21 protein-coding genes are annotated in these 21,310 nt (G+C 62.1%); 5 read left to right on the top strand and 16 right to left on the bottom strand.

Translation table 11 applies throughout. The features are described 5' to 3' along the window. Nucleotides 1-229: 229 nt before the first annotated feature. The 6 genes from secE to AC2FML_RS12935 form a co-directional block, all read right to left on the bottom strand. Nucleotides 230-427, bottom strand: a complete 198-nt coding sequence (gene secE / locus AC2FML_RS12960) for a preprotein translocase subunit SecE (protein WP_093964338.1) — start codon at nucleotides 425-427, stop codon at nucleotides 230-232. Nucleotides 428-516: 89 nt separating this feature from the next. Next, nucleotides 517-675, bottom strand: a complete 159-nt coding sequence (gene ccoS, locus AC2FML_RS12955; protein ID WP_093964337.1) for a cbb3-type cytochrome oxidase assembly protein CcoS — start codon at nucleotides 673-675, stop codon at nucleotides 517-519. A gap of 5 nt (nucleotides 676-680) precedes the next feature. Beyond that, nucleotides 681-2,858, bottom strand: coding sequence for a heavy metal translocating P-type ATPase (locus AC2FML_RS12950; protein ID WP_496783450.1), 2,178 nt, complete (start codon nucleotides 2,856-2,858; stop codon nucleotides 681-683). A 4-nt stretch (nucleotides 2,859-2,862) separates the two neighbouring features. Then, entirely contained in the window at nucleotides 2,863-3,321 is a 459-nt protein-coding gene (locus AC2FML_RS12945; protein WP_170364356.1) for a FixH family protein, read from the bottom strand. A 3-nt stretch (nucleotides 3,322-3,324) separates the two neighbouring features. Beyond that, nucleotides 3,325-4,752 carry a cytochrome c oxidase accessory protein CcoG gene (gene ccoG / locus AC2FML_RS12940; RefSeq protein WP_496783448.1) on the bottom strand — a complete coding sequence of 476 codons (1,428 nt, stop codon included), beginning with the start codon at nucleotides 4,750-4,752 and terminating at the stop codon, nucleotides 3,325-3,327. Between the two features lie 101 nt (nucleotides 4,753-4,853). Further along, the gene (locus tag AC2FML_RS12935) at nucleotides 4,854-5,729 is read right to left on the bottom strand and encodes a LysR family transcriptional regulator (RefSeq protein WP_496783446.1); all 876 of its coding nucleotides are present in this window, start codon (nucleotides 5,727-5,729) and stop codon (nucleotides 4,854-4,856) included. A gap of 99 nt (nucleotides 5,730-5,828) precedes the next feature. Here AC2FML_RS12935 and AC2FML_RS12930 point away from each other — a divergent pair, with 99 nt between their 5' ends. Continuing rightward, complete coding sequence (locus AC2FML_RS12930; protein WP_170364352.1) at nucleotides 5,829-5,990, top strand: hypothetical protein; 162 nt, start codon at nucleotides 5,829-5,831, stop codon at nucleotides 5,988-5,990. A 150-nt stretch (nucleotides 5,991-6,140) separates the two neighbouring features. Here AC2FML_RS12930 and ccoP read toward each other — a convergent pair whose 3' ends face one another. Genes ccoP through ccoN form a run of 4 tightly spaced genes read right to left on the bottom strand, consistent with a single transcriptional unit; the run spans nucleotide 6,141 to nucleotide 9,548 of the window. Further along, a complete protein-coding gene (gene ccoP, locus AC2FML_RS12925; RefSeq protein ID WP_170342399.1) occupies nucleotides 6,141-7,004 on the bottom strand; it encodes a cytochrome-c oxidase, cbb3-type subunit III in 864 nt (287 codons plus the stop codon). Next, entirely contained in the window at nucleotides 7,001-7,186 is a 186-nt protein-coding gene (locus AC2FML_RS12920; protein WP_093964331.1) for a cbb3-type cytochrome c oxidase subunit 3, read from the bottom strand. The genes ccoP and AC2FML_RS12920 overlap by 4 nt, the downstream gene beginning before the upstream one ends. Nucleotides 7,187-7,197: 11 nt before the next feature. Further along, a complete protein-coding gene (ccoO, locus tag AC2FML_RS12915) occupies nucleotides 7,198-7,926 on the bottom strand; it encodes a cytochrome-c oxidase, cbb3-type subunit II (protein ID WP_093964330.1) in 729 nt (242 codons plus the stop codon). Nucleotides 7,927-7,940: 14 nt separating this feature from the next. Further along, entirely contained in the window at nucleotides 7,941-9,548 is a 1,608-nt protein-coding gene (ccoN, locus tag AC2FML_RS12910; RefSeq protein WP_170373003.1) for a cytochrome-c oxidase, cbb3-type subunit I, read from the bottom strand. Between the two features lie 196 nt (nucleotides 9,549-9,744). Between ccoN and AC2FML_RS12905 the strand changes: the two genes are divergently transcribed. After that, nucleotides 9,745-10,584, top strand: coding sequence for a universal stress protein (locus AC2FML_RS12905; protein ID WP_496783444.1), 840 nt, complete (start codon nucleotides 9,745-9,747; stop codon nucleotides 10,582-10,584). A gap of 49 nt (nucleotides 10,585-10,633) precedes the next feature. On the opposite strand, the gene AC2FML_RS12900 is transcribed toward AC2FML_RS12905, so the two are convergent. Both AC2FML_RS12900 and glyA read right to left on the bottom strand, forming a co-directional pair. Continuing rightward, nucleotides 10,634-10,888 carry a GlsB/YeaQ/YmgE family stress response membrane protein gene (locus tag AC2FML_RS12900; RefSeq protein WP_496783442.1) on the bottom strand — a complete coding sequence of 85 codons (255 nt, stop codon included), beginning with the start codon at nucleotides 10,886-10,888 and terminating at the stop codon, nucleotides 10,634-10,636. A gap of 58 nt (nucleotides 10,889-10,946) precedes the next feature. Beyond that, the gene (glyA, locus tag AC2FML_RS12895) at nucleotides 10,947-12,269 is read right to left on the bottom strand and encodes a serine hydroxymethyltransferase (RefSeq protein WP_496783440.1); all 1,323 of its coding nucleotides are present in this window, start codon (nucleotides 12,267-12,269) and stop codon (nucleotides 10,947-10,949) included. Nucleotides 12,270-12,367: 98 nt separating this feature from the next. On the opposite strand from glyA, the gene AC2FML_RS12890 reads away from it, so the two are divergent. Further along, the gene (locus AC2FML_RS12890) at nucleotides 12,368-13,240 is read left to right on the top strand and encodes a LysR family transcriptional regulator (protein WP_496783438.1); all 873 of its coding nucleotides are present in this window, start codon (nucleotides 12,368-12,370) and stop codon (nucleotides 13,238-13,240) included. Here AC2FML_RS12890 and fnrL read toward each other — a convergent pair. Then, nucleotides 13,237-13,980 carry a transcriptional regulator FnrL gene (gene fnrL / locus AC2FML_RS12885; protein WP_170360914.1) on the bottom strand — a complete coding sequence of 248 codons (744 nt, stop codon included), beginning with the start codon at nucleotides 13,978-13,980 and terminating at the stop codon, nucleotides 13,237-13,239. The genes AC2FML_RS12890 and fnrL overlap by 4 nt on opposite strands. A 61-nt stretch (nucleotides 13,981-14,041) precedes the next feature. Here fnrL and hemN point away from each other — a divergent pair, with 61 nt between their 5' ends. Then, nucleotides 14,042-15,397, top strand: a complete 1,356-nt coding sequence (gene hemN / locus AC2FML_RS12880) for an oxygen-independent coproporphyrinogen III oxidase (RefSeq protein WP_170434050.1) — start codon at nucleotides 14,042-14,044, stop codon at nucleotides 15,395-15,397. Between the two features lie 211 nt (nucleotides 15,398-15,608). Then, nucleotides 15,609-17,537 (top strand): elongation factor G, encoded by a 1,929-nt coding sequence (locus tag AC2FML_RS12875; RefSeq protein ID WP_496783436.1) that lies wholly within the window; start codon nucleotides 15,609-15,611, stop codon nucleotides 17,535-17,537. Here AC2FML_RS12875 and AC2FML_RS12870 read toward each other — a convergent pair. From AC2FML_RS12870 to AC2FML_RS12860, 3 genes are read right to left on the bottom strand one after another with little or no spacing between them, the layout of a single operon-like run. Continuing rightward, complete coding sequence (locus AC2FML_RS12870) at nucleotides 17,534-19,111, bottom strand: ABC transporter ATP-binding protein (RefSeq protein ID WP_170342383.1); 1,578 nt, start codon at nucleotides 19,109-19,111, stop codon at nucleotides 17,534-17,536. The genes AC2FML_RS12875 and AC2FML_RS12870 overlap by 4 nt on opposite strands. After that, entirely contained in the window at nucleotides 19,108-20,214 is a 1,107-nt protein-coding gene (locus AC2FML_RS12865) for an ABC transporter permease (RefSeq protein ID WP_496783435.1), read from the bottom strand. Before AC2FML_RS12865 ends, AC2FML_RS12870 begins: the two co-directional genes overlap by 4 nt. Next, nucleotides 20,215-21,309: a microcin C ABC transporter permease YejB gene (locus tag AC2FML_RS12860; protein WP_170341405.1), complete on the bottom strand. Its 1,095-nt coding sequence runs from the start codon at nucleotides 21,307-21,309 to the stop codon at nucleotides 20,215-20,217. Between the last annotated feature and the right edge of the window lies 1 nt (nucleotide 21,310).

The raw sequence follows: 21,310 nt of genomic DNA, 5'->3' as shown, positions 1-21,310 counted from the left end.
TGCCTTTGGCGCGCCGCGTCGGGCGGACGCACCTGAATTGAAATTTTGTCGCGGTCCGGCCGCGTGTTCCGGAATAAAAAGCGGCGCGCAGTCCGAATCGCCGCACGCCCATCCCGAAAGGTCCCGCGTCAACTACTCTGACATTGCCTGCTGTGCAAGGGGGCAGTGCCGGTCGGGCGCCCGAAGCGGGCGCACCTCGGCGCGATCCGACGGGACCCGGCAGTCGGCTTTAGCTGAACATACCCAGGATCAGTTGCAGACCGCCGCGAATGCCCAGATCCACCAGAGCAAAGAACACGGCAGTCAGAGCCGCCATGATGAACACCATGACCGTGGTCAGCAGAACCTCGCGCCGCGTCGGCCAGACGACCTTTGCAACTTCGGCACGGACTTGCTGAATGAACTGGATCGGGTTTGTGGTGGCCATTAGGCTTGGTCTCTCTGCTAGCGGATGGGCCGGACATAGCCGGGCATTGCGGCAATTTCAAGGGCCGTCGGCATCACGATTGCACCCGGTCAGGACTTGGGGCGATCATCCCACTCGTTGCTCAGAATCCGTCGGGCATCGCCTTCGGGGTCGTCATATTGGTTGCTGCGGACCGTGTAGATGAACGCCACCAGCCCAACACCGCCCAACAGCAGCGAAATCGGTATCAGATAGGCCAGAACTTCCATAAGGATCACCTCAGGCGCAGAGCGTTCAGGGATACGGTAATCGACGATGTGGACATCGCCAAGGCCGCGATCAAGGGCGTCGCAAGGCCGGCAACGGCCAAAGGCACCGCGATGACATTGTAGATCGTCGCAATCTGAAAATTCTCGCGGATGCGCTGCGTCGCCCGGACAGCAGTATGGCAGGCATCGGCGATCGGCGACAGGTCATTGCCTAGCAGAACGATGTCCGAAGCCACACGGGCCGCATCCAGTGCCGAAGCCGGAGAGATCGAGGCATGGGCCGCCGCCAGCGCGGCTGTGTCGTTCAACCCGTCACCGACCATCAAAACCCGGCGGCCTTGGTCTGCCAGCTTCTGAATGTGTCCCGCCTTGTCCTGCGGCAGTGCCCGCGCGATCCAGGTCTCGATCCCCAGCTTCTCGGCCAGAGCTTTCACGGCGTTGGCCGTGTCCCCGGACATGAGGATGACGTCCTTGCCCGCATCACGCAATGCCGCGACCGCATCGGAAGCGCCGGGGCGCAATGAGTCTGCAAAGCGGAATTCGACCGGGCGATCGTCCCCGACCGCCAACCAGGCCGCGGTGTGATCACCTTCCGTCGCGCCCACCCATTCGGCTCGGCCCAGCCGCACGAGTTGCCCCTGAAACTGGCCCTCGGTCCCGTGACCGGGAATTTCGGTGACGTTTTCAACCTCGGCCGGGGTATACCCCTCGGCCCGAGCGGCTCGGGTCAGGGCGACCGCCAGCGGATGCGCCGAAGCCTGTGCCAAGGCCTGAGCGATCTCGATCTCACGGCCTGTGTGTTCGCCGCCGTTCACCAGTTGAGGCGCGCCTGACGTGAGCGTCCCGGTCTTGTCGAACACCACGGTGTCGACCTCGGCCAACCGCTCCAACGCGGTGGCGTCCTTGATCAGCATCCCCTTGCGGAACAGCCGCCCCGAGGCTGCGGTGGTGACCGCAGGAACCGCCAACCCCAACGCACAGGGGCAGGTGATGATCAGCACAGCGGCGGCGATGTTCAGAGCTGTGCGCAGATCGCCAGAATAGATGTACCAGCCAACGAAACTGAGTGCGGACAGGATATGAACCCCGGGGGCATACAGCTTGGCCGCCTTGTCCGCCAAGGACGTATAGCGCGACCGCCCGGATTCCGCGATGGCCACAAGATCTGCCATGCGGTGCAGCGAAGTCTCTTCGCCCACCGCCGTTGCCTGAATGGTCAGCGGCCCGGTCAGGTTGACCTCACCCGCGCTGACCTGTGTTCCCGGCTGGGCAAATACCGGCAGGGTTTCACCGGTCAGCAACGACCGGTCCAACTCGGATTCACCGGTCACGATCTTGCCGTCCACCGGCATCCGCCCCCCTGGTCGCACCAGGATCAGGTCACCGATGGCCAGTTCGGCAACAGCGACCTCGCGCTCGGCCCCGTCAACAAGACGGATGGCGCGCGGCACCTCGAGGGCTGTCAGCTCCTCGGCGGCGGAGCGGGCCGCGGCACGGGTGCGGTAATCCAGATAGCGCCCCGCCAGCAGAAAGAACGTCAGCGTCAAAGCCGCATCGAAATAGGCGTGCTCACCGCTCAGCGCCGTTTCCCAAAGCGAAGTGACCAAGGCCAGCAGGATTGCCAGAACGATCGGCACGTCCATGTTCAGGCGGCGAACACGCAGCGCGCTCCACGCGTTGGCAAAAAACGGTTGGGCCGAGAACGCAATGGCCGGGAGGGCGATGGCCGCCGATATCCAGTGAAACATGTCGCGCGTCGCGTCAGTGGCGCCGGACCAGACGGACACTGACAGCAGCATCACGTTCATCGATGCAAAGCCGGCGACCGCGAGCCGCATCAAAAGGTCTCGTCCGGCCTTGTCTGATTGCGTGGCTGACAGGGCACCCGGATCCAGCTCATGCGCCTCGTACCCGGCCCGATCGAGGACCGGGATCAGGTCCGTTGCCCGAACCTCGGGGCCTGCCTTGATCAGAGCGCGCTTGAGCGTCAGGTTGACCCGCGCGTCCTGTACGCCGGGGTGCGCGTTCAACGCACGTTCGACATTGGCAATACAGGCCGAGCAATGAATGCCCGGCAGTGACAGCGCGATCTGAACGTCGACCGGAACCGGCCTGGCCGGTTCCGCCGGAGCCGCGATGCAGCCCGGACAGGCTGCGGTCCCGGATGTCACCTGCGACGACATCAGCCTAACCCTTGATGTACAACGGAATGCGCCGACTGAATTCCGCGCCGTCCGCATCGCGCGCGACGATACGGACATTCCAGTTGCCTTTTCCAAGTGTCGCCGGGGTGGAATACGCCACACCGTCAAAGGTGAAGTCCGGCGAAAAATCCTCGCGCATATGAGTTGCGCGGCCGACCACGGCCTGCAGTTCGGCCACCCGCACAGGCACGCCTTGCGCATCCGTGATGCGAAGGATCAACAGGCCGCCCTTGGTTTCCACGTCTGCATCCCAGCCCAGAGACTGCTGCTCCTGCAGCTTTTCATTGAACTCCTGACTGGCAACGTAGGAGTTCTTGACCTCGAGCCCCGGAAATGTCGCGACTGCTTTGTAGGCCAGCACCAGATTGACGGCGATGATGACCCCGAAGGCCCCGACAAAAACCGCAAGAGCGTGCTTTCCGGTGAATTTGCGCTCGGCCATGGTTCAGTTCCCCCGCCCGTTGAACGTGGTGTCCTTGTAGGCGCGCTCGCCGCTTTGCAGGTCTTCGACCCAGATCCGGACCGGTGTCATTTCCGCCGTTGCGGGCGCTGAATCTTTCGCGGCGACGATGTAGACCCGGGTCAACTGCGCCGTGTCCGCAGTCACGTTTACCGTATCCAAATCCGTTCCTTCAATCTGAACCTGCAGGCTTGGATCACCGACCAGAGACAGTTTGAACAGGCGGTCTTCGCCATGCTTGTTCCGCAACCGCACGTCGTAGGTGTTGCGGATCGACCCGTCGGACATGGTCACGAATGTCGGATTGCGCACCGGCGCCACCGTCAGATCGATATCCGACCGGATGAACAACGCAAACAGCAGGCCAAAACCCACCAGCGACCAAAGCGCGGTATACATGATCGTCCGGGGCCGCAGGATGTGCTTCCACACGTTCTTGGGAGGCTGGCCCGCGCGTTCACGCGTTTCGTCGCTGAGCGCCATATAGTCGATCAGACCGCGCGGCTTGCCGATCTTGGCCATCATGTCGTCGCAGGCATCGATGCACAGCGCGCAGGTTATGCACTCCAGCTGTTGGCCATCACGGATGTCGATCCCGACCGGGCAGACATTGACGCAGGCCATGCAATCGATGCAGTCGCCCAGTTCAGAGTCGGCCGTCCGTTTGCCCTTGCCGCGCGGCTCGCCCCGCCATTCTCGGTAGCCAACCACCAGCGTGTCCTCGTCCATCATCGCCGCCTGAATTCGCGGCCACGGACAGGCATAGATGCAGATCTGCTCGCGCGCGAACCCGCCGAAGAAAAAGGTCGTGCCGGTCAGAACCAGCATGGTGGTATAGGCGATCGGATGAGCGTTGCCGGTCACAAGGTCCCGCGCCAGGGTAGGCGCATCCGCGAAATAGAACACCCAGGCCCCGCCGGTCGCCAGACCGATCAGGAACCAGACCACCCATTTGGTCAATCGCAGGCGGGCCTTGCGGAAATCCAGCTTCTTCTGACGATGAAGGCGCAGGCGGGCGTTTCGATCGCCTTCGATCCAGCGCTCGACCAGAATGAAAAGGTCGGTCCAAACCGTCTGTGGGCAGGCATAGCCGCACCACACCCGCCCCAAGGCCGACGTAAACAGGAACAGGCCCAAGCCGGCCATGATCAGCAGTCCGGCCACAAAGTAGAATTCGTGTGGCCAGATCTCGATCCAGAAGAAGTAAAAGCGGCGGTTCGCAAGATCCAGCAGCACCGCCTGATCCGGAAGGCTGGGCCCCCGATCCCACCGGATCCACGGCGTCACATAGTAGATGCCAAGCGTGACGGCCATTATGATCCATTTGAGGTTCCGAAACGTGCCGGAAACGCGCCGTGGAAAGATCGGTTCCCTTGCGGCGTAAAGGCTGGGGGCTGGGGTGTGATCGCTCACGGCATGGCTCCGGATCTTGCTGTTTGTCGGGCGACTTGTTCCAGATCATACACCGGACAACTTTGACATGGGTCAAAAGCGCATCGCGCAGACACCTTTTTTCACACCTGGTTCGCTTGGCGTTTCAGCCACCCGACGAACGTCTTCACCGCCTTTCTATGCGGCGTTTGCGCCATCACGATGTGGTAGCCTCGGGCGTCCGGTGCGACATGAAGTTCAACTAGTCTTCCGGCCACGATATCACGTTCGACGAAATGTCGCACCGTCACCGTGACCCCCTGCCCCGCGCGAACGCCCTCAAGGACCAGGTTGCCCGGCAGACTGGTCCGTCCGGCGCCTGGGTCCATGGCCGCCCCATGTTGTGCCAGCCATGTGCTGGCTTCGGTCGTGCCCACCTCTTCCAGCCACGGCAAACGGGCCAGATCAGCCGGCGACCACTCGGATCTGGACCCTAAGAGACTGGGCGCGGCAACGATGACCATCGGGGTTTTCAACAACATCTCGGACCGGACGCCCGGCCAATCGCCTGCCCCGTATCGAATCGCGACATCCACCCCGCCGGGGCGCAGATCGACCAGTTCCGGTGACGGATCCAAGGTCAGATCGATCCCCGGGTGATCCGACCGGAAAATCGGCAGCCGCGGCATCAGCCATGAAGCAGCAAATGAGGAGGTCAGCGAGACGTGTACCGGCCGATCCTCTCCCGCGCGCACCAAGTCCGAGACCGCCGCATGGATGGCGCCAAACCCCAGCTGAACGCTGCGGGCCAGGTGTTCGCCATCCGACGTCAGGACCAGAGTCTTGCCCGACCGGTCCAACAGGGTCACGCCCATATGCGCCTCAAGCGCCCGCAACTGCTGGCTTATGGCGGCATGACTTACATTCAACGCATCGCCAGCTTTGACGATATTTCTGTGCTCAGCAAAAGCAGAGAAAGCCCGTAGCGCCGATAGTGGCGGAAGGTTCAGCCAGTCCATATGTAACCTCCGCTTACATCTGAACACGGTAATTGAGTCGCAAATATCCGGTCAAGAGCCGATGCTGGAACCCGAGTTCATCGCATCAGGAGAAAGACCATGCTGAACATCTACGCTGCTTCCTTCATGACCGCCACGCGGTTGAACGCACCCAAGCTGCGCGACGCGCCCAAACCGAATGCGCCAAAAAGGAAAAGATGGCTGCCCGCCGGACACTGGTGGGTCAGCAAGAGCCGCGAGTTGGATCCGCGCAACCTTTAGGATCAGATTGCGTGCCCGCGCTGGACCGGGGCCATTGTCAGCACTATTTTCGGAAAATGCGGTGCCGGCTGTTCAGGAAACGCGCGAACAGATGGAACAGCCGGCACCTAGGCCTTCGGGCGGCACGCCGCCCGAAGGTGTTCTCGGATCTTATTGACCGCCACCCAACTGGTGGACATAGGCCGACACGGCGCGGATCTGCGCCTCGGTCAGACGCGTGTCCCAGGGGGGCATGACGCCAAACCGGCTGTAGGTCACCGTTTCGGTCAGCGTTTTCTCATCGCCGCCATACAGCCAGATCGCATCCGTCAGGTTCGGTGCGCCCTGCGCGATATCGCCCTTTCCGTCTTCGCCGTGACAGGCCGCGCAGTTGTCCTCGTAGACAACCTTGCCCGCCTGCGCCGCAGCATCGTCGGTTTGGGCGTTGGTCAGCGACATCACATATTGCACGACCTGGGTGATTTCCTCGGGCTCGAGGATCTCGCCGAATGCCGGCATTTCGGAGTAGCGCGCGTCGTCGCTTTCTTCGTTGCGAATGCCGTAGCTGACCGTTGTGACGATGTCATCCAAGGTACCGCCCCACAGCCAGGCGTCGTCCAGAAGGTTCGGGAAACCCTTTGCGCCCTGCGCGCCCGAACCGTGGCACTGAGCGCACCAGGTGCGGAACACGGCGCCACCGGCGTTGACCGCATATTGCTGCAGCTCGGCATCCTTGGCGATATCATCCAGCGGTGTCTCGACCAGCTTGGCGTTCCACGGAGCGTTGGCCTCTTCAAACGAAACCATCTCCTTCTGCACCAACTCACGCGAGGACCAGCCAAGCACACCGGCGGTTGCGGATTGCACCAGCGGCCACGCCGGATACATGATCGTGTAGATCACACCCCAGAAGATGGTCGCGTAGAAGGTCCACAACCACCAACGCGGCATCGGATTGTCGAATTCCTCGATGCCATCCCAGCTGTGACCGGTCGTCTTGGGATCACCCGGCTGTTTTTCAGGTGTCTTGCTCATTTCCGCGCCTCCTCGGATGTGGCGGGTTTGTCTTGATGCCGGAACGGGATGTTTGCGGTGTCCTTGTATTCCTTGCTGGCACCGGGGCGGAACACCCAGATGACGATGCCGACAAAGAAGGCGAACAACAGAAGCAGCATCCAGCTATCCGCGAATTGCCTCAGGATCGTGTATTCTTCCATCACACCCTCCTTTAGCGGCTTGCATCCGGGGTGAAGGTCGAGAAGTCGACCAGCGTTCCCAGCATCTGCAGATATGCAACCAACGCATCGGCTTCGGTCAGTTCCGGCTGACCATCGAAGTTGCGCACGTTGACGTTTTCGCCATAACGCTCCAGCAGCCCGTCATAGTCGCTGTCCGGATCGGCCTGCGCCCGGAAATCGGCAACTGCGTTTTCCAGCATCTCGTCCGTGTAAGGCGTGCCCAAAACCGCATTGGTGGCCATGATGTCACCGATATACCGGCCGTCGATCTTGCGGTTTTCCAGGAAGCCGTATTTCGGCATCACGGATTCCGGCACCACCGATTGCGGATCACGCAGATGGTCCACGTGCCATTGATCCGAGTAGCGGCCACCCACACGGGCCAGATCCGGCCCGGTGCGTTTGGACCCCCACTGGAACGGGTGGTCGTACATCGACTCGGCCGCCAGCGAGTAGTGGCCATAGCGCTCGACCTCGTCCCGCATCGGGCGGATCATCTGACTGTGGCAGACATAGCAGCCTTCGCGGATGTAGATCTCACGCCCCGCCATCTCGAGAGGGGTGTAAGGGCGCATGCCCTCCACCTTCTCGATTGTGTTCTCAAGGTAGAACAGCGGGGTGATCTGAACGATGCCACCGATGGTCACGACCAGGAAGCTGAAGATCAGCAGGAGGGTCGCGTTGGTCTCGAGGATCTTGTGTTTGTCGAGAATTGCCATTGCTCCGGCCCTCCTTATTCAGCCGGGACCGCGACGGTCAGGCTGGCCTCTTTGGCCGGGGCCCGCCGGACAGTCATCCACAGGTTGTAGCACATGATCAGCGCACCAGCGACGAACAGAACACCGCCCAGCGCACGCACCACATACATCGGGAACTTGGCCGCCACGGTGTCGGCGAACGAGTTCACCAGGAAGCCGTTGGCATCCACTTCGCGCCACATCAGGCCTTCCATGATACCGGTGACCCACATCGACGCGGCGTAGAGCACGATGCCGATGGTGGCGAGCCAGAAGTGCCAGCTGACCATCTGCAGCGAGTATAGACGCTCGCGCTTCCAAAGAACCGGCACCAGGAAGTACAGCGCACCAAATGTGATCATGCCGTTCCAGCCCAGCGCGCCGGAATGCACGTGACCAATGGTCCAGTCGGTGTAGTGCGACAGCGAGTTCACAGCACGGATCGACATCATCGGACCTTCGAAGGTGGACATGCCGTAGAAACCGACCGAGATGACCATCATGCGGATGACCGGGTCTGTACGCAGCTTGTCCCAAGCGCCCGACAGGGTCATCAGGCCGTTGATCATGCCGCCCCACGAAGGCATCCACAGCACGACCGAGAACACCATGCCCAGCGTAGAGGCCCAGTCAGGCAGCGCGGTATAGTGCAGGTGGTGAGGGCCGGCCCAGATATACAGGAAGATCAGCGCCCAGAAGTGGATGATCGACAGTTTGTAGCTGAAGACCGGGCGTTCGGCCTGCTTGGGAATGAAGTAGTACATCATGCCCAGGAAGCCCGCAGTCAGGAAGAAGCCCACGGCGTTGTGCCCATACCACCACTGGATCATGGCATCCTGCACACCAGACCAGACGATGACAGATTTCGAACCCCAGATGCTGACCGGAATGGTCATGTTGTTGACTAGGTGCAGCATCGCGACGGTGACGATGAACGCCAGGTAGAACCAGTTCGCCACATAGATGTGGGGCTCTTTCCGCTTGACGATCGTCCCTAGGAAAACGGCCAGATAGGCCACCCAGACGATGGTCAGCCACAGGTCCACATACCATTCAGGCTCGGCATATTCCTTGGACTGGGTCCCGCCCAGCACATAGCCGGTCGCGGCAAGAACGATGAACAGCTGATAGCCCCAGAACACGAACCAGGCCAGGTTGCCGCCCCACAGACGCGCGGCGCTTGTGCGCTGCACGACATAGAAGGATGTGGCGATCAGGGCGTTGCCGCCGAACGCGAAAATGACCGCTGATGTGTGCAGCGGGCGCAACCGGCCAAAGTTCAGAAGCCCTTGCGCCCATTCGAAGTTCAGCACCGGAAAGGCCAGCTGGAACGCGATGAAGGTTCCCACCAAGAACCCTACGACACCCCAAAAAGCGGTTGCGATCACGCCATAGCGGATCACGCTATCCATGTACTCACCCGAACGATCGACAAGAATATCCGGCTCATCCGTGTTTCGCAGCGTCCAGATGAACAGGCCACCGGCGATGAGCATCACCAGTATCGCGTGCACCTGATACGCCAAATCCCGCGCATAGTTGGATCCGATCGCTGCGAACAGCACGACCAGACCAAGCGCGATCAGCTTGATGTAATTCGACATATTGCGTCCCTTTGCCATGCTCCGGGCGATTCTTGTGCCGCATAGAGCTTTCGTTGACTGGTTGCTGTATGATCCATGCACAACCAATGCTGCTTTGATCTGCATCAAGACAATAGCCTGAAAACTGTGACAGGCATAAGCAAATGAATGGGTTACCTGGTCGCACAGGTTTCAGAACCCGAAACACGAGGTCGAAATGGCTTATAAATCTCTTCTCACCGTCATGACGGAAACCAAATTTGCCAAGCCGGCTCTGGCCCAGTTGGTCGCCTTGGCCGAAGCGCAGGACGGCCATGCCGAAGCGCTGTGCCTCGGTGTCGACCGTAGCCAGACCGGCTACTACTACGCGGGCGCAAACGCCCTGATCCTTCAGGAGACCTTGAAGCGTGCAAATGCCGAGGCCGATGAAGTGCTTGCCTTTGCCGAGGATTTCCTGGGCAAGTCAGGCGTACGCTGGTCCGCTGAAAACGGTGTGGCGCAGATCGCCGACCTGGGTCGGCACGTCGCGCATCGGGCCCGTTTCTCGGACCTTGTCGTTCTGCCGCAGCCCTATGGCAAAGATCGCGGCGCCGAGGCCGAACCGATCATCGAAGCCGCCATGTTCGAGGGTCACGCCCCGGTTCTGGTGGTCCCGGATGACGCGAAACCGTTCGCCAGCCCTCGGACAGTGCTGATCGGCTGGAATGAGAGTGTCGAGGCGATGAATGCCATTCGGCGTGCGCTGCCGTTCCTGCGAGCGGCCGAACTGACCCGGATCGTTGTGATCGATCCGCCGCGTCACGGCCCTGATCGCTCGGACCCGGGCGGTATGCTGTCGCAAATGCTGTCCCGCCATGGCGTGAAATGCGAAATCGACGTGCTGAGCAAGACGATGACGCGTGTATCCGACATTCTGAATCGTCACGCCGCAGACGTCGAAGCCAACATGATCGTGATGGGCGCCTATGGTCACTCGCGGTTCCGCGAGGCCATTCTGGGTGGCGCGACCCGGAACATGTTGGAACAGTCCTCGGTTCCGGTTTTCCTGGCCCACTGAACTGCGGGCACGGCAAAAAAATAACCGCCCCGTCCGGGGCGGTTTTTCGTCAGACCTTTTTGACCAAACCGATCAGGAACAGAAGGATGACGGCTCCGATCGTTGCAAAGAAGATCGACGACATCATACCGCCGCCGACGGAAAACCCGAGTGCGGGAAAAATCGTTCCGGCGAGAAAAGCGCCAACGATCCCGACGATGATGTTCCCGATCACGCCAAAGCCGCGGCCCTTCATGATCTTGCCCGACAACCAGCCCGCGATCGCGCCGACAAACAGCATTGCCAATAGGCTACCGAATTCCATGCCTTGCTCCTGAATATTGTTTCACGCAAAGGCATTAGAACACGGCCGGGCCGTTGGGTCACGCACGAACGTAGTGCATCCCCTGGAACCCGGATCGCAGATCCCGCACCTTGGGCGCGACCGATGCGGGATCATCGGCCGACAGCGCCTCGGCGAACAGGGCCACAAGTTCTCCGGCATGTTCGGGGGTCACGCCCCGCCGGACCAATTCGGGCGTTCCGATCCGCAATCCGTTCATGTCACCCGCAACCGAGGCGATCGGCAAACCGATACCACACGCCAGGAACCCAGCCCGCCGCAGGTGTTTTGACACCGCCTGCCCGCCCCCATAGTCGGCGGCCTTCAGCGCGAATTGGTGCGAGGTGGTGGCTCCACCAGCCCCTTTGAACACGGGCAATCCCTGATCTTCCATCTTGCTGGCCATTGCCTGCGCAAGATCGATCATCGCTTGCCCATAGGCTGGCCCGAAGTCGACCCAGTCCAGCAACGAGATTGCCAGAGCCGCGGATTTCGCAGCATCGAAATTGGCCGTCATTCCAGGAAATGCGATGGCGTCCAGCCGTTCCGCGATTTCGGCGTCGTTGGTGACGATCAGCCCACCCGCCGGGCCGCCGAGGCTTTTGTACGTGCTCATCGTCATCAGATGCGCGCCTTCATCCAACGGGTTCGCCCAAGCCCCGCTGGCAATGATCCCGCATTGGTGGGCCGCATCGAATAGAACCTTGGCCCCGATTTCGTCGGCAATTTCGCGCACGGCCGACACAGGATGCGGAAACAGGTTCAGCGAGCCACCAACGGTAATCAACCGGGGCCGGTGCGTTCTGGCCATGTCGCGCAGAGCGGCCAGATCCAGACTGTACCCGTCCGCATCCACTGGTGCATTGACCGTTTGCAGACCATAAAGCCCTGCGCAGCCACCCTCATGGTGGGTCACGTGCCCGCCGATCGCTGCCGGAGGCGCGATGATCGTATCGCCGGGCCGGGTCAGAGCCATGAAGCCATACAGATTGGCCAAAGCGCCGGATGCCACCCGGATTTCGGCGTATCGCGCGTTGAACACGCGGGCCGCAAGCTCGGCCGCGATCACCTCGATCTCCTCGATGGCCTCAAGACCCATCTCGTATTTGTCGCCCGGATAGCCCAAAGATGGACGACTGCCCAGACCCGCGGCCAGTGCCGCCTCGGCCCTTGGATTCATGACATTCGTCGCCGGATTCAGATTGAAACACTCGGCATCATGAATATCCGAGTTTCGCGCGATCAACGCGTCGATCCGGGCCTCGATCGCCTCCGAGTTGCTGTCGGCAACCTTCCGGGCGATGGTCTGAACAAGGTTTTCGCAGTGGCCCGGAACCCAGGCACGGTGAGCAAGGTGCTGCATCTGATCCTCCGTCTTTGCGGCCAACGATGCAAAGATCCTGACTTGCGCGCAAATCAGTTTTGCGAAAAATTAGGGTCAGAAAAATTGAGCCTAAATCCATGCCCGTTGCTCCACCGCGCCCCAAGCCCCTACCTCTGAACGCGCTGCGTGCATTCGAGGCCGCAGCCCGCCTGGGCGGGTTCTCGGCGGCGGCTACGGAACTTGGCGTCAGCGCAGGCGCGGTATCAGCCCATGTCAAAACGTTGGAAGACGAACTCGGTGCGCCCCTTTTCGAGCGCTCCGCAAGAGGCGTTGCCCTGACCGCGCTGGGACAGAAGGCGTTGCCGGACCTGACCAAGGCCTTCGACACCTTGGGACAAGCCACATTGTCCATGCGCGCCCAAGCACAGCCGCAGGTGGTGCACATCGTGACGCTGCCCTCGATTGCACAGCTGTGGCTGTCGCCAAGGTTGCCCGAACTGCGAGCTGCAGAGCCCGAGATCGAAGTTTCACTCACGGCCGAGGAAACCCCGCCCAACCTCAAGCGCGCGCCCTTCGACATCTACCTGTTTTTTGGCGGAGACTTGGGGGACCCCATCGCCGAAGACGCCATCTTTCCGGTTTGCGCGCCGGCCTTGGCGCATCGCCTGACTACGCCCGAGGACTTGGCGAATGTGACCTGCTTGTCCGACTCTACCTGGTTCGACGATTGGCAAACCTGGGCGGCCGCGGCGCGACCCGGATGGGCGTTCACACCCCGCGGGCCGGTCTTCTCTTTGTACGCGCTGGCTGTCGAAGAAGCGCTGAACGGTGCGGGTGTGTTGATGGGACACAGGGCGCTGGTCCAGCCGCATCTGGACAGCGGTCGACTGGTGGCTCCGTTCAAAACGGTGGTCACTCTTCCCGACAGGCTCAAGCTGTGGTCGCCACGTGCCGTCCGATCGCAGACACCGGTCGGGCGCGTCGTCGAGTGGCTCAGAAAAACCGCTTAGACCAGAAATCCACCGTCCGAATCATCCCCGGCCTCTTCCATCAGGCGGCCGATATCCGGAACGGTCACGTGGCGCTTGCCCTGCAGCAGGATCACTTCATCCTTTTTCAGCGCAGAAATCTGACGGCTGACGGTCTCGAGCGTCAGACCAAGGTAGTCGGCCATCGCCTCGCGGGTCAGCGGCAGGTCGAAGACGATGGGGCCGGATGAGCCCTTCTGGCTGGCAGACGCATCCCGGCGCGCGATGATCGACAGCAGGCTGGCAATCTTCTCTCGCGCGGTCTTGCGGCCAAGAACAAGCATCCATTCACGCGCCGCGTCCAACTCGTCCAACGTCATCTGCAGCAAGCGGTGGGCAATATGCGGCGTGCTGCCCATGAGGTCCTCGAACGGTTTCTTGCGGAAACAGCACATGACCACGTCAGTGGTCGCTTGAACGTCATAAGGCGCCGAGTCGCGCCCCGGCCGCCCTACGAAGTCGCTGGGCAGCAGCAGGCCCACCATCTGGGTGCGCCCGTCCTCCATGGTTTGGGTCAGAGACGCGATCCCGGACACAACCGAGCCTACGAAATTCATCTGATCGCCCGACCAGATGATCGTCTGACCGGCCTCGAAGCTGCGGTAATACTTGATTTCTTCCAACGCGACCAACTCGTCCGCATCGCAGCGCGCGCAGACGGCTCGATGCCGAATTGGGCAATCTTCGCAATTGGAGTGGTCAACGAGGGTATTAAGTGTCATGCGCGCGTCCACTTGATCTCGGTCAAGGTTTTCTGGTCGTCGAGCCTATACCGGTGTCGTCATGATAGTAAAACCTCAATTGGCAAAGCTCGGACTATTTGACGCGAAGGTACCGCGTTATACCAGCTATCCGACCGCCCCCCACTTCAGCAATGACGTGGGGCCCGACATGTTCAGCGACTGGATTTCCGCCATCCGGCCGGGCAGTTCGATCTCGCTCTATGTCCATGTGCCGTTCTGTCGCCGGCTGTGCTGGTTCTGCGCCTGCCGCACTCAGGGCACCCAGACCGACAACCCCGTCATCGCCTATGTCGATGTCCTCAAGGCCGAGCTGGACTTGCTGGCCGCGCGCCTGCCCAGCGGGGTGACCCTGTCGCGCCTGCACTGGGGCGGGGGTACGCCCACGCTGCTGAACCCCGACCTGATGCGTGAACTGGCTGCGCATATTCTGGGCATCGTCCCACTTGGACCCAACGCGGAATTCTCGGTCGAGATCGACCCCAACGAGGTGGATGCCGCTCGACTGGATGCGCTGGCCGAAGCCGGGATGAACCGCGCCTCGATCGGGGTTCAGGATTTCGACGACGAGATCCAGAAGACCATCGGGCGCATCCAGAGCTATGACACCACCCGCGAGGCGATCGACATGATCCGCGAGCGCGGTGTGCCCAGCCTGAACGCCGACATCCTGTACGGACTGCCGCACCAGACCAAGGCGCGGATGACCGAAAGCGTGCAGAAGTTGCTGTCCCTCAACCCCGACCGGGTGGCCCTGTATGGCTACGCGCATGTGCCGTGGATGGCGAAACGCCAGCAGCTGATCCCGTCCGACGCCCTTCCGACGCCGGAACAGCGGCTTGATCTGTTCGACACCGCGCGCCGTCTGTTCCTGTGGGACAATTACGAAGAAATCGGCATCGATCATTTCGCCACCAAGGATGACGGGCTGACCCACGCGCTGAAGGCCGGGCGGCTGAAACGCAACTTCCAGGGCTATACTGACGACCAGGCCGAGGTTCTGATTGGCGTCGGCGCCAGCTCGATCTCGCGCTTCCCGCAGGGCTATGCGCAGAATGCACCGGCCACGTCGGCCCATACCAAAGCGGTGCGCGATGGCCGGTTCTCGACCTCGCGCGGGCATCTGTTCAAGGATCAGGACATTCTGCGCGCCCGCTTGATCGAGGCCCTGATGTGCGACTTCCGCATCGAAACGGCCGAGATCCTGCGCGACCACGACATCTCGGCGGCCGAGCTGAAGGCGATGTACCAGCGCGCCAATGACGCCTTCGACGGGTTGTTGCAAATCACCGATGACGGGCTGTTCATCCCGCCCGAAGCGCGCGCCTTGGCTCGGATGATCGCCCGGACCTTCGACGCTTATGACCTGAGCAAGGCAGGCCACAGTTCGGCGATCTGACGACGGGCGACAGGCCGCAAGCCGGCCAGTCGCCACAATGCAAAAAAGCGGGGGGTTGACGCGCGCGGGGGGTTTTCCCCACACTCGGAAGGCGGGCGGCAGGCCGCCCGACGCCGAGGCAGGCCATCATTCAGACAGACTCGCCGGCGCATCCGCGTTCGACAGCTCCTTTCGTGCAACCACTCTGCAACTTGACGAAGGGACAGCACCCATGCGCGTTTTTACCGTCCTCGGCCCCAGCCAATCGGGCAAGACAACACTGGTCGAGGCCATCAGTCGCCTTGATGGCCGGCCCACCACATTCGACCTGTCCGGAACCGTGCATCTGCACGGTTTTTCTTATCTGGACGAACCGTGGTGCGCGATCGACGTGGATGGCGGGGGCGATGCGCTGGCCTATGCCGGACCCGCCATGGCCATTTCCGATGCGGCCGTGGTGGTGGTTCCGCCGGACCCGGACGCGGCGGTTCTGTGCGCCCCCTATCTGCGGCTGGTCGAGGAGGCGGGCATTCCCTGCTTTCTGTTCATCAACCGGATGGACAACCCCAACGGCCGCATCCGCGACATCATCGCCGCGCTGCAGACCTATTGCAGCCATCACATCACCCTGCGACAGGTGCCGATCCGTGAAGGCGAAACCATCGTCGGCGCCGTCGACCTGATCTCGGAGCGCGCGTGGAAATATCAGGAAGGTCAGCCCTCGGCGCTGATCGAACTGCCGCAATCGGTGGCCGATCGCGAGGCCGAAGCCCGCACCGAACTGCTCGAAACCTTGTCGGATTTCGACGACCACCTGCTTGAGCAGCTGATCGAGGACAAGCAACCGCCCAGCGCCGAGGTCTATGACCTGGCCGCGCAGGTCCTGCAGAACCATCAGTTGATCCCGGCCTGTCTGGGCGCAGCCAGCCATGGCAACGGGCTGACCCGCCTGATGAAGGCCCTGCGGCACGAGGCGCCCGAATTCGACATCGCCGCCGACCGGGACGCGGCGCCCGAGGCCGCCCGCGCCATCGCCGGGTTCGCCGACGTCAAAAAGCACATTGGCAAAATCATCGTCCTGCGGGGGCTGGGCGAGGGGATCAAGGCGCATGACCCGCTGGGCGGCGAAACTGTTGGCAACCTGACCGCGCTGGACGCAAAGACCCAAATCGACGGGCTGAAGGCCGGCGAGATCGGGCTGGCGGTGAAATCCGATCACCTCAACCCCGGCAATATCTATGACAGCAGCGGCTCCACGCCGCTGCCGGATTGGGCCACGGCGCATCCGGTCGCCTATCGGCAGGTGGTGTCGCCGGCCCATGAACGCGACGACGTGCGCCTGTCCAACGCGCTGTCCCGGCTGGTCGAGATCGACCCGGGCCTGACGCTGGAACAGGACGAGTTGAGCGGCCACGCCGTTCTCGGTTCCCAAGGGCCGCAGCACATGCGGCGGGTGGTCGCCAAGCTGGCCGAGGATTTCGGGATCGAGATCGAAACCTCTCCGGTCGAGACCGCGTATCGCGAGACCATCCGCGCCACGGTCGAACACCGACACCGCCACCGCAAGCAATCCGGCGGAGCGGGGCAGTTCGCCGATGTGGTGATCTCGGTCGCGCCGCTGCCGCGCGGATCGGGATTTCAATTCGACGAGGTGGTCAAGGGCGGCGCCGTGCCCAAGAACTATATCCCCTCGGTCGAACAAGGCGCGGTCGATGCATTGGCGCAGGGCCCCGAGGGCTTTCCGGTGGTGGATGTGAAGGTCACCCTGCATGACGGCAAGCATCACAACGTAGACAGTTCCGATTTTGCCTTCCGGACGGCAGGCAAGAACGCCGTGCGCGAAGCCTTGCCACAGGCCAAGCCGGTTGTTTTGCAGCCGATCCTGAACGCCGAGATCCATGTTCCGTCGGCCTTCGTGGGCGATCTGGTGCCCACGATCAGCTCGCTTCAGGGGCAGGTACTCGGGTTCGAGGGCAACCCGAACGCGCCGGGCTGGGAGATATTCAACGCCCAACTGCCCGCCGTGGCCGAGGACGAACTACACCGCACACTGGCCAGCGCCACACGCGGCACCGGCTGGGTCAAGCTGCAGTTCGACCACTATGAAGAGCTGCGCGGCCCGGTGCCGAAATCGGCGGCGCGCGAAGCGGCCAACGCCTAGCCTGCCGCAGCGATCAATTCGCGGGTATAGTCATCCTGGGCGTTGACGAAAAGATCTTCGGCAGCGCCCATCTCGACCACGTCTCCGTTGCGCATGACGATCACCTTGTGTGACATCGCCCGCACCACCTTCAGGTCGTGGCTGATGAACAGGTAGGCCAGCCCGTATTTCTTCTGCAGGTCGCGCAGCAATTCGACGATCTGCACCTGCACCGTCATGTCCAGCGCACTGGTCGGTTCATCAAGCACCAGCAGCTTGGGCCGCAGCACCATGGCGCGGGCAATCGCGATGCGCTGGCGTTGCCCGCCCGAAAACTCGTGCGGATAGCGGTCCATGGCCGCCGGGTCCAGGCCCACCTCGGTCATCACCTCGGCCACCAGTTCGCGCGGGGCCCGGTGCGGGTCGACCTTGTGGATCGCCAGACCCTCGGCAATGATCTGCTGGCAGGTCATCCGCGGGCTGAGGCTGCCGAACGGGTCCTGAAACACGATCTGCATGTCCTTGCGCAAGCGGCGCAGCTCGCGCGTGGACCAGCGGCGCACATCCTGCCCGCGGAAGGTGATCCCGCCCTCGGAGGCGATCAGCCGCATGATCGCCAGCGCCAGCGTGGTCTTGCCCGAGCCGCTTTCGCCCACGATCCCAACGGTTTCGCCCGCCCGCACGCTGAGTGTGGCGTCGTTCACCGCCTTCACATAGCCGACCGTGCGCTTCAGGAACCCGCGCTGGATCGGAAACCAGACCTTCAGATGCTCGGTCCGGGCCACTTCTTCGGCGGCGGGGTCGATCGGGTCGGGTATGCCCGTGGGTTCGGCCGCCAGCAGCTTGCGGGTATAGGGGTGCTGAGGGTTGTCGAAGATCTCGGCCACGGGGCCGGTCTCGACGATCTCGCCATCCTTCATCACGCAGACCCGGTCAGCGATGCGTCGCACGATGCCCAGATCATGGGTGATGAACAGCATCCCCATGTTTTCCGATTTCTGCAGTTCGGCCAGCAGTTCGAGGATCTGCGCCTGAATCGTCACGTCCAGCGCAGTGGTCGGCTCGTCCGCGATCAGGATGTCGGGCTTGTTGGCCAGCGCCATGGCGATCATCACCCGCTGCCGCTGTCCGCCGGACAGCTGATGGGGATAGGCGTCCAGCCGTTCCTCGGGGTCGCGGATACCGACCTTGTTCAACAATTCGACGATCCGGGCGCGCGCCGCGTCGCCCGTCAGACCCTGGTGCAGGGCCAGCGATTCCGCCATCTGCTTCTGGATCGTGTGCAGCGGGTTCAGCGAGGTCATCGGCTCCTGGAAGATGAAGCTGATGTCGTTGCCGCGCACCTCCATCAGGCGCTGCTCGGATGCGCCAATCATCTCCTGCCCGTCATAGGTGACCGACCCTTCGACGATCGCGCTGTCGCCCAGCAGCGACACGGTGGACAGCGCGGTGACCGATTTTCCCGACCCGGATTCGCCCACCAGCGCCACAGTTTCCCCGCGATCGACATGGAACGACACGCCCCGAACCGCCGTGGTCACCTGCCCGTCCTGACGGAACGAGACCTTGAGGTTTTTCACATCCAGCAAGCTCATGAGAAGGTCTTTCGCGGGTCGAACGCGTCACGCACGCCTTCGAAGATGAAGACCAGCAGCGACAGCATGATGGCAAAGGTGAAAAAGGCAGTGAAGGCCAGCCATGGCGCCTGCAGGTTCTGCTTGGCCTGCAGAGTCAACTCGCCCAGCGAGGGCGCCGAGGACGGCAGACCGAAGCCCAGAAAATCGAGGCTGGCCAGCCCCCCGATCGTGCCGGTCACGATGAAGGGCATGAAGGTCAGCGTGGCCACCATCGCGTTGGGCAGCATGTGGCGGAACATGATGGTCAGGTTGCGCACGCCCAGCGCCTTGGCCGCGCGCACGTACTCCAGATTGCGGGCGCGCAGGAACTCGGCCCGCACCACGCCCACCAGACCTGTCCAAGAGAACAGGATCATGAGGAACACCAGCAGCCAGAAACTTCGCCCCAGCACCGCGAACATGATGATGATGACGTAAAGCGAGGGCGTCGCCGACCAGATCTCGATGATGCGCTGGAAGATCAGGTCCAGCCAGCCGCCGAAAAAGCCCTGCAGCGCGCCGGCAAATATACCGATCAGGCTGGCCGCGCCGGTGACGATCAGGGTGAACAGGATCGACAGGCGGAATCCGTAGATGACGCGCGCCAGAACGTCGCGTTTGGTGTCGTCGGTGCCCAGCAGGTTCTGCCCGTTGGGCGGCAGGGGCGCCGCACCGGGACGGTCGACGCTGGTGTTGTAGGAATAGGGGATCGGCGGCCAGATCGCCCAGCCGCGCTCGAATCCTTCGGCCTGGAACGTCCCCGCCTCGATCTGCTCGATGATGCCTTCGGGGTCGTCGAAACAGTCTTCCAGCCCGCCGCTGTCGATCAGGCAACGGACCTCGGGGTCGCGATAGATCGCCTCGGTCTGGAAGTCGCCGCCGAACTCGGTCTCGGCGTAGAAGTTGAAGATGGGCGTGTAGAACTCGCCCCGATACTTCACCAGGATCGGTTTGTCATTGGCGATGAATTCCGCGAACAGCGACAGGCCGAACAGCACTGAGAAGATGATCAGCGACCAAAAGGCCCTGCGGTTGCGGCAGAAATTGCGCCAGCGGCGCTGGTTCAGAGGAGAAAGTGCCATTTACCCCTCGCGTTTCTCGAAATCGATGCGCGGGTCGACCAGCACATACATCAGGTCGCTGATGATGCCGACGACCAGACCGAGCAGACCGAAAATGAACAGCGTCCCGAAGATCACCGGATAATCGCGCGCCACCGCGGCCTCAAAGCCCAGACGGCCCAAGCCGTCCAGCGAGAAGATCGTCTCGATGATGATCGACCCGCCGAAGAACACGCCGATGAACACCGCCGGAAAACCGGCGATCACGATCAGCATCGCGTTGCGGAATACGTGGCCGTACAGAACGCGCTGCTCGCTCAGCCCCTTGGCGCGGGCGGTCATGACGTATTGTTTCTTGATCTCGTCCAGAAACGAATTCTTGGTCAGCAGCGTCAGCGTGGCAAAAGCGGAAATCGTCAGTGCGATGGTCGGCAGGGCGATGTGCCAGAAATAGTCGGCCACTTTGCCCAGCAGGCTGAGGTCTTCCCAATTGTCCGAGGTCAGCCCGCGCAGCGGGAAGATCTGCCAGTAGGAGCCGCCCGCAAACAGCACCAGCAGCAGGATCGCGAACAGGAAGCCGGGAATCGCATAGGCCACGATGATGGTCGCGCTGGTCCATGTGTCAAAGCGTGAACCATCCTTGACCGCCTTGCGGATGCCCAGCGGGATCGAGACCAGATAGGCGATCAGCGTCGACCACAGGCCCAGCGAGATCGAGACCGGCATCTTTTCCAGCACAAGGTCGATCACCGAGACCGAGCGGAAGTAGCTCTCGCCAAAATCCAGCGTCAGATAGTTGCCCATCATGTTCAGGAACCGCTCGACCGGCGGCTTGTCGAAGCCGAATTCCTTCTCCAGTTCGGCGATGAATTCCGGCGGCAGCCCGCGGGCGCCCACGTATTTGTCATCAAAAACGCCACCGCCGGGTTCGGCCCCGGCGCCCGCGTCACCGGACCCCGCAAAACCCGCAAATACATCGCCCTGCCCTTCGATCTGGGCGATGATCTGCTCGACCGGACCGCCGGGTACGAACTGCACCAGCGTGAAGTTGACGATCATGATGCCCAGAAGGGTCGGGATGACCAGCAACAGGCGTCGAAGAATATATGCGCCCATG

It is taken from the genome of Ruegeria sp. BHSC029 (assembly GCF_059613085.1).
This window is presented reverse-complemented; position numbering and strand designations above follow the sequence as displayed.

What these genes read in the sequence shown, in the direction of transcription:
- secE (WP_093964338.1), bottom strand. Translation starts at nt 427, where the DNA reads ATGGCCACCACAAACCCGATCCAGTTCATTCAGCAAGTCCGTGCCGAA.
- ccoS (WP_093964337.1), bottom strand. Translation starts at nt 675, where the DNA reads ATGGAAGTTCTGGCCTATCTGATACCGATTTCGCTGCTGTTGGGCGGT.
- AC2FML_RS12950 (WP_496783450.1), bottom strand. Translation starts at nt 2,858, where the DNA reads ATGTCGTCGCAGGTGACATCCGGGACCGCAGCCTGTCCGGGCTGCATC.
- AC2FML_RS12945 (WP_170364356.1), bottom strand. Translation starts at nt 3,321, where the DNA reads ATGGCCGAGCGCAAATTCACCGGAAAGCACGCTCTTGCGGTTTTTGTC.
- AC2FML_RS12935 (WP_496783446.1), bottom strand. Translation starts at nt 5,729, where the DNA reads ATGGACTGGCTGAACCTTCCGCCACTATCGGCGCTACGGGCTTTCTCT.
- AC2FML_RS12930 (WP_170364352.1), top strand. Translation starts at nt 5,829, where the DNA reads ATGCTGAACATCTACGCTGCTTCCTTCATGACCGCCACGCGGTTGAAC.
- ccoP (WP_170342399.1), bottom strand. Translation starts at nt 7,004, where the DNA reads ATGAGCAAGACACCTGAAAAACAGCCGGGTGATCCCAAGACGACCGGT.
- AC2FML_RS12920 (WP_093964331.1), bottom strand. Translation starts at nt 7,186, where the DNA reads ATGGAAGAATACACGATCCTGAGGCAATTCGCGGATAGCTGGATGCTG.
- ccoO (WP_093964330.1), bottom strand. Translation starts at nt 7,926, where the DNA reads ATGGCAATTCTCGACAAACACAAGATCCTCGAGACCAACGCGACCCTC.
- ccoN (WP_170373003.1), bottom strand. Translation starts at nt 9,548, where the DNA reads ATGTCGAATTACATCAAGCTGATCGCGCTTGGTCTGGTCGTGCTGTTC.
- AC2FML_RS12905 (WP_496783444.1), top strand. Translation starts at nt 9,745, where the DNA reads ATGGCTTATAAATCTCTTCTCACCGTCATGACGGAAACCAAATTTGCC.
- AC2FML_RS12900 (WP_496783442.1), bottom strand. Translation starts at nt 10,888, where the DNA reads ATGGAATTCGGTAGCCTATTGGCAATGCTGTTTGTCGGCGCGATCGCG.
- glyA (WP_496783440.1), bottom strand. Translation starts at nt 12,269, where the DNA reads ATGCAGCACCTTGCTCACCGTGCCTGGGTTCCGGGCCACTGCGAAAAC.
- AC2FML_RS12890 (WP_496783438.1), top strand. Translation starts at nt 12,368, where the DNA reads ATGCCCGTTGCTCCACCGCGCCCCAAGCCCCTACCTCTGAACGCGCTG.
- fnrL (WP_170360914.1), bottom strand. Translation starts at nt 13,980, where the DNA reads ATGACACTTAATACCCTCGTTGACCACTCCAATTGCGAAGATTGCCCA.
- hemN (WP_170434050.1), top strand. Translation starts at nt 14,042, where the DNA reads ATGATAGTAAAACCTCAATTGGCAAAGCTCGGACTATTTGACGCGAAG.
- AC2FML_RS12875 (WP_496783436.1), top strand. Translation starts at nt 15,609, where the DNA reads ATGCGCGTTTTTACCGTCCTCGGCCCCAGCCAATCGGGCAAGACAACA.
- AC2FML_RS12870 (WP_170342383.1), bottom strand. Translation starts at nt 19,111, where the DNA reads ATGAGCTTGCTGGATGTGAAAAACCTCAAGGTCTCGTTCCGTCAGGAC.
- AC2FML_RS12865 (WP_496783435.1), bottom strand. Translation starts at nt 20,214, where the DNA reads ATGGCACTTTCTCCTCTGAACCAGCGCCGCTGGCGCAATTTCTGCCGC.
- AC2FML_RS12860 (WP_170341405.1), bottom strand. Translation starts at nt 21,309, where the DNA reads ATGGGCGCATATATTCTTCGACGCCTGTTGCTGGTCATCCCGACCCTT.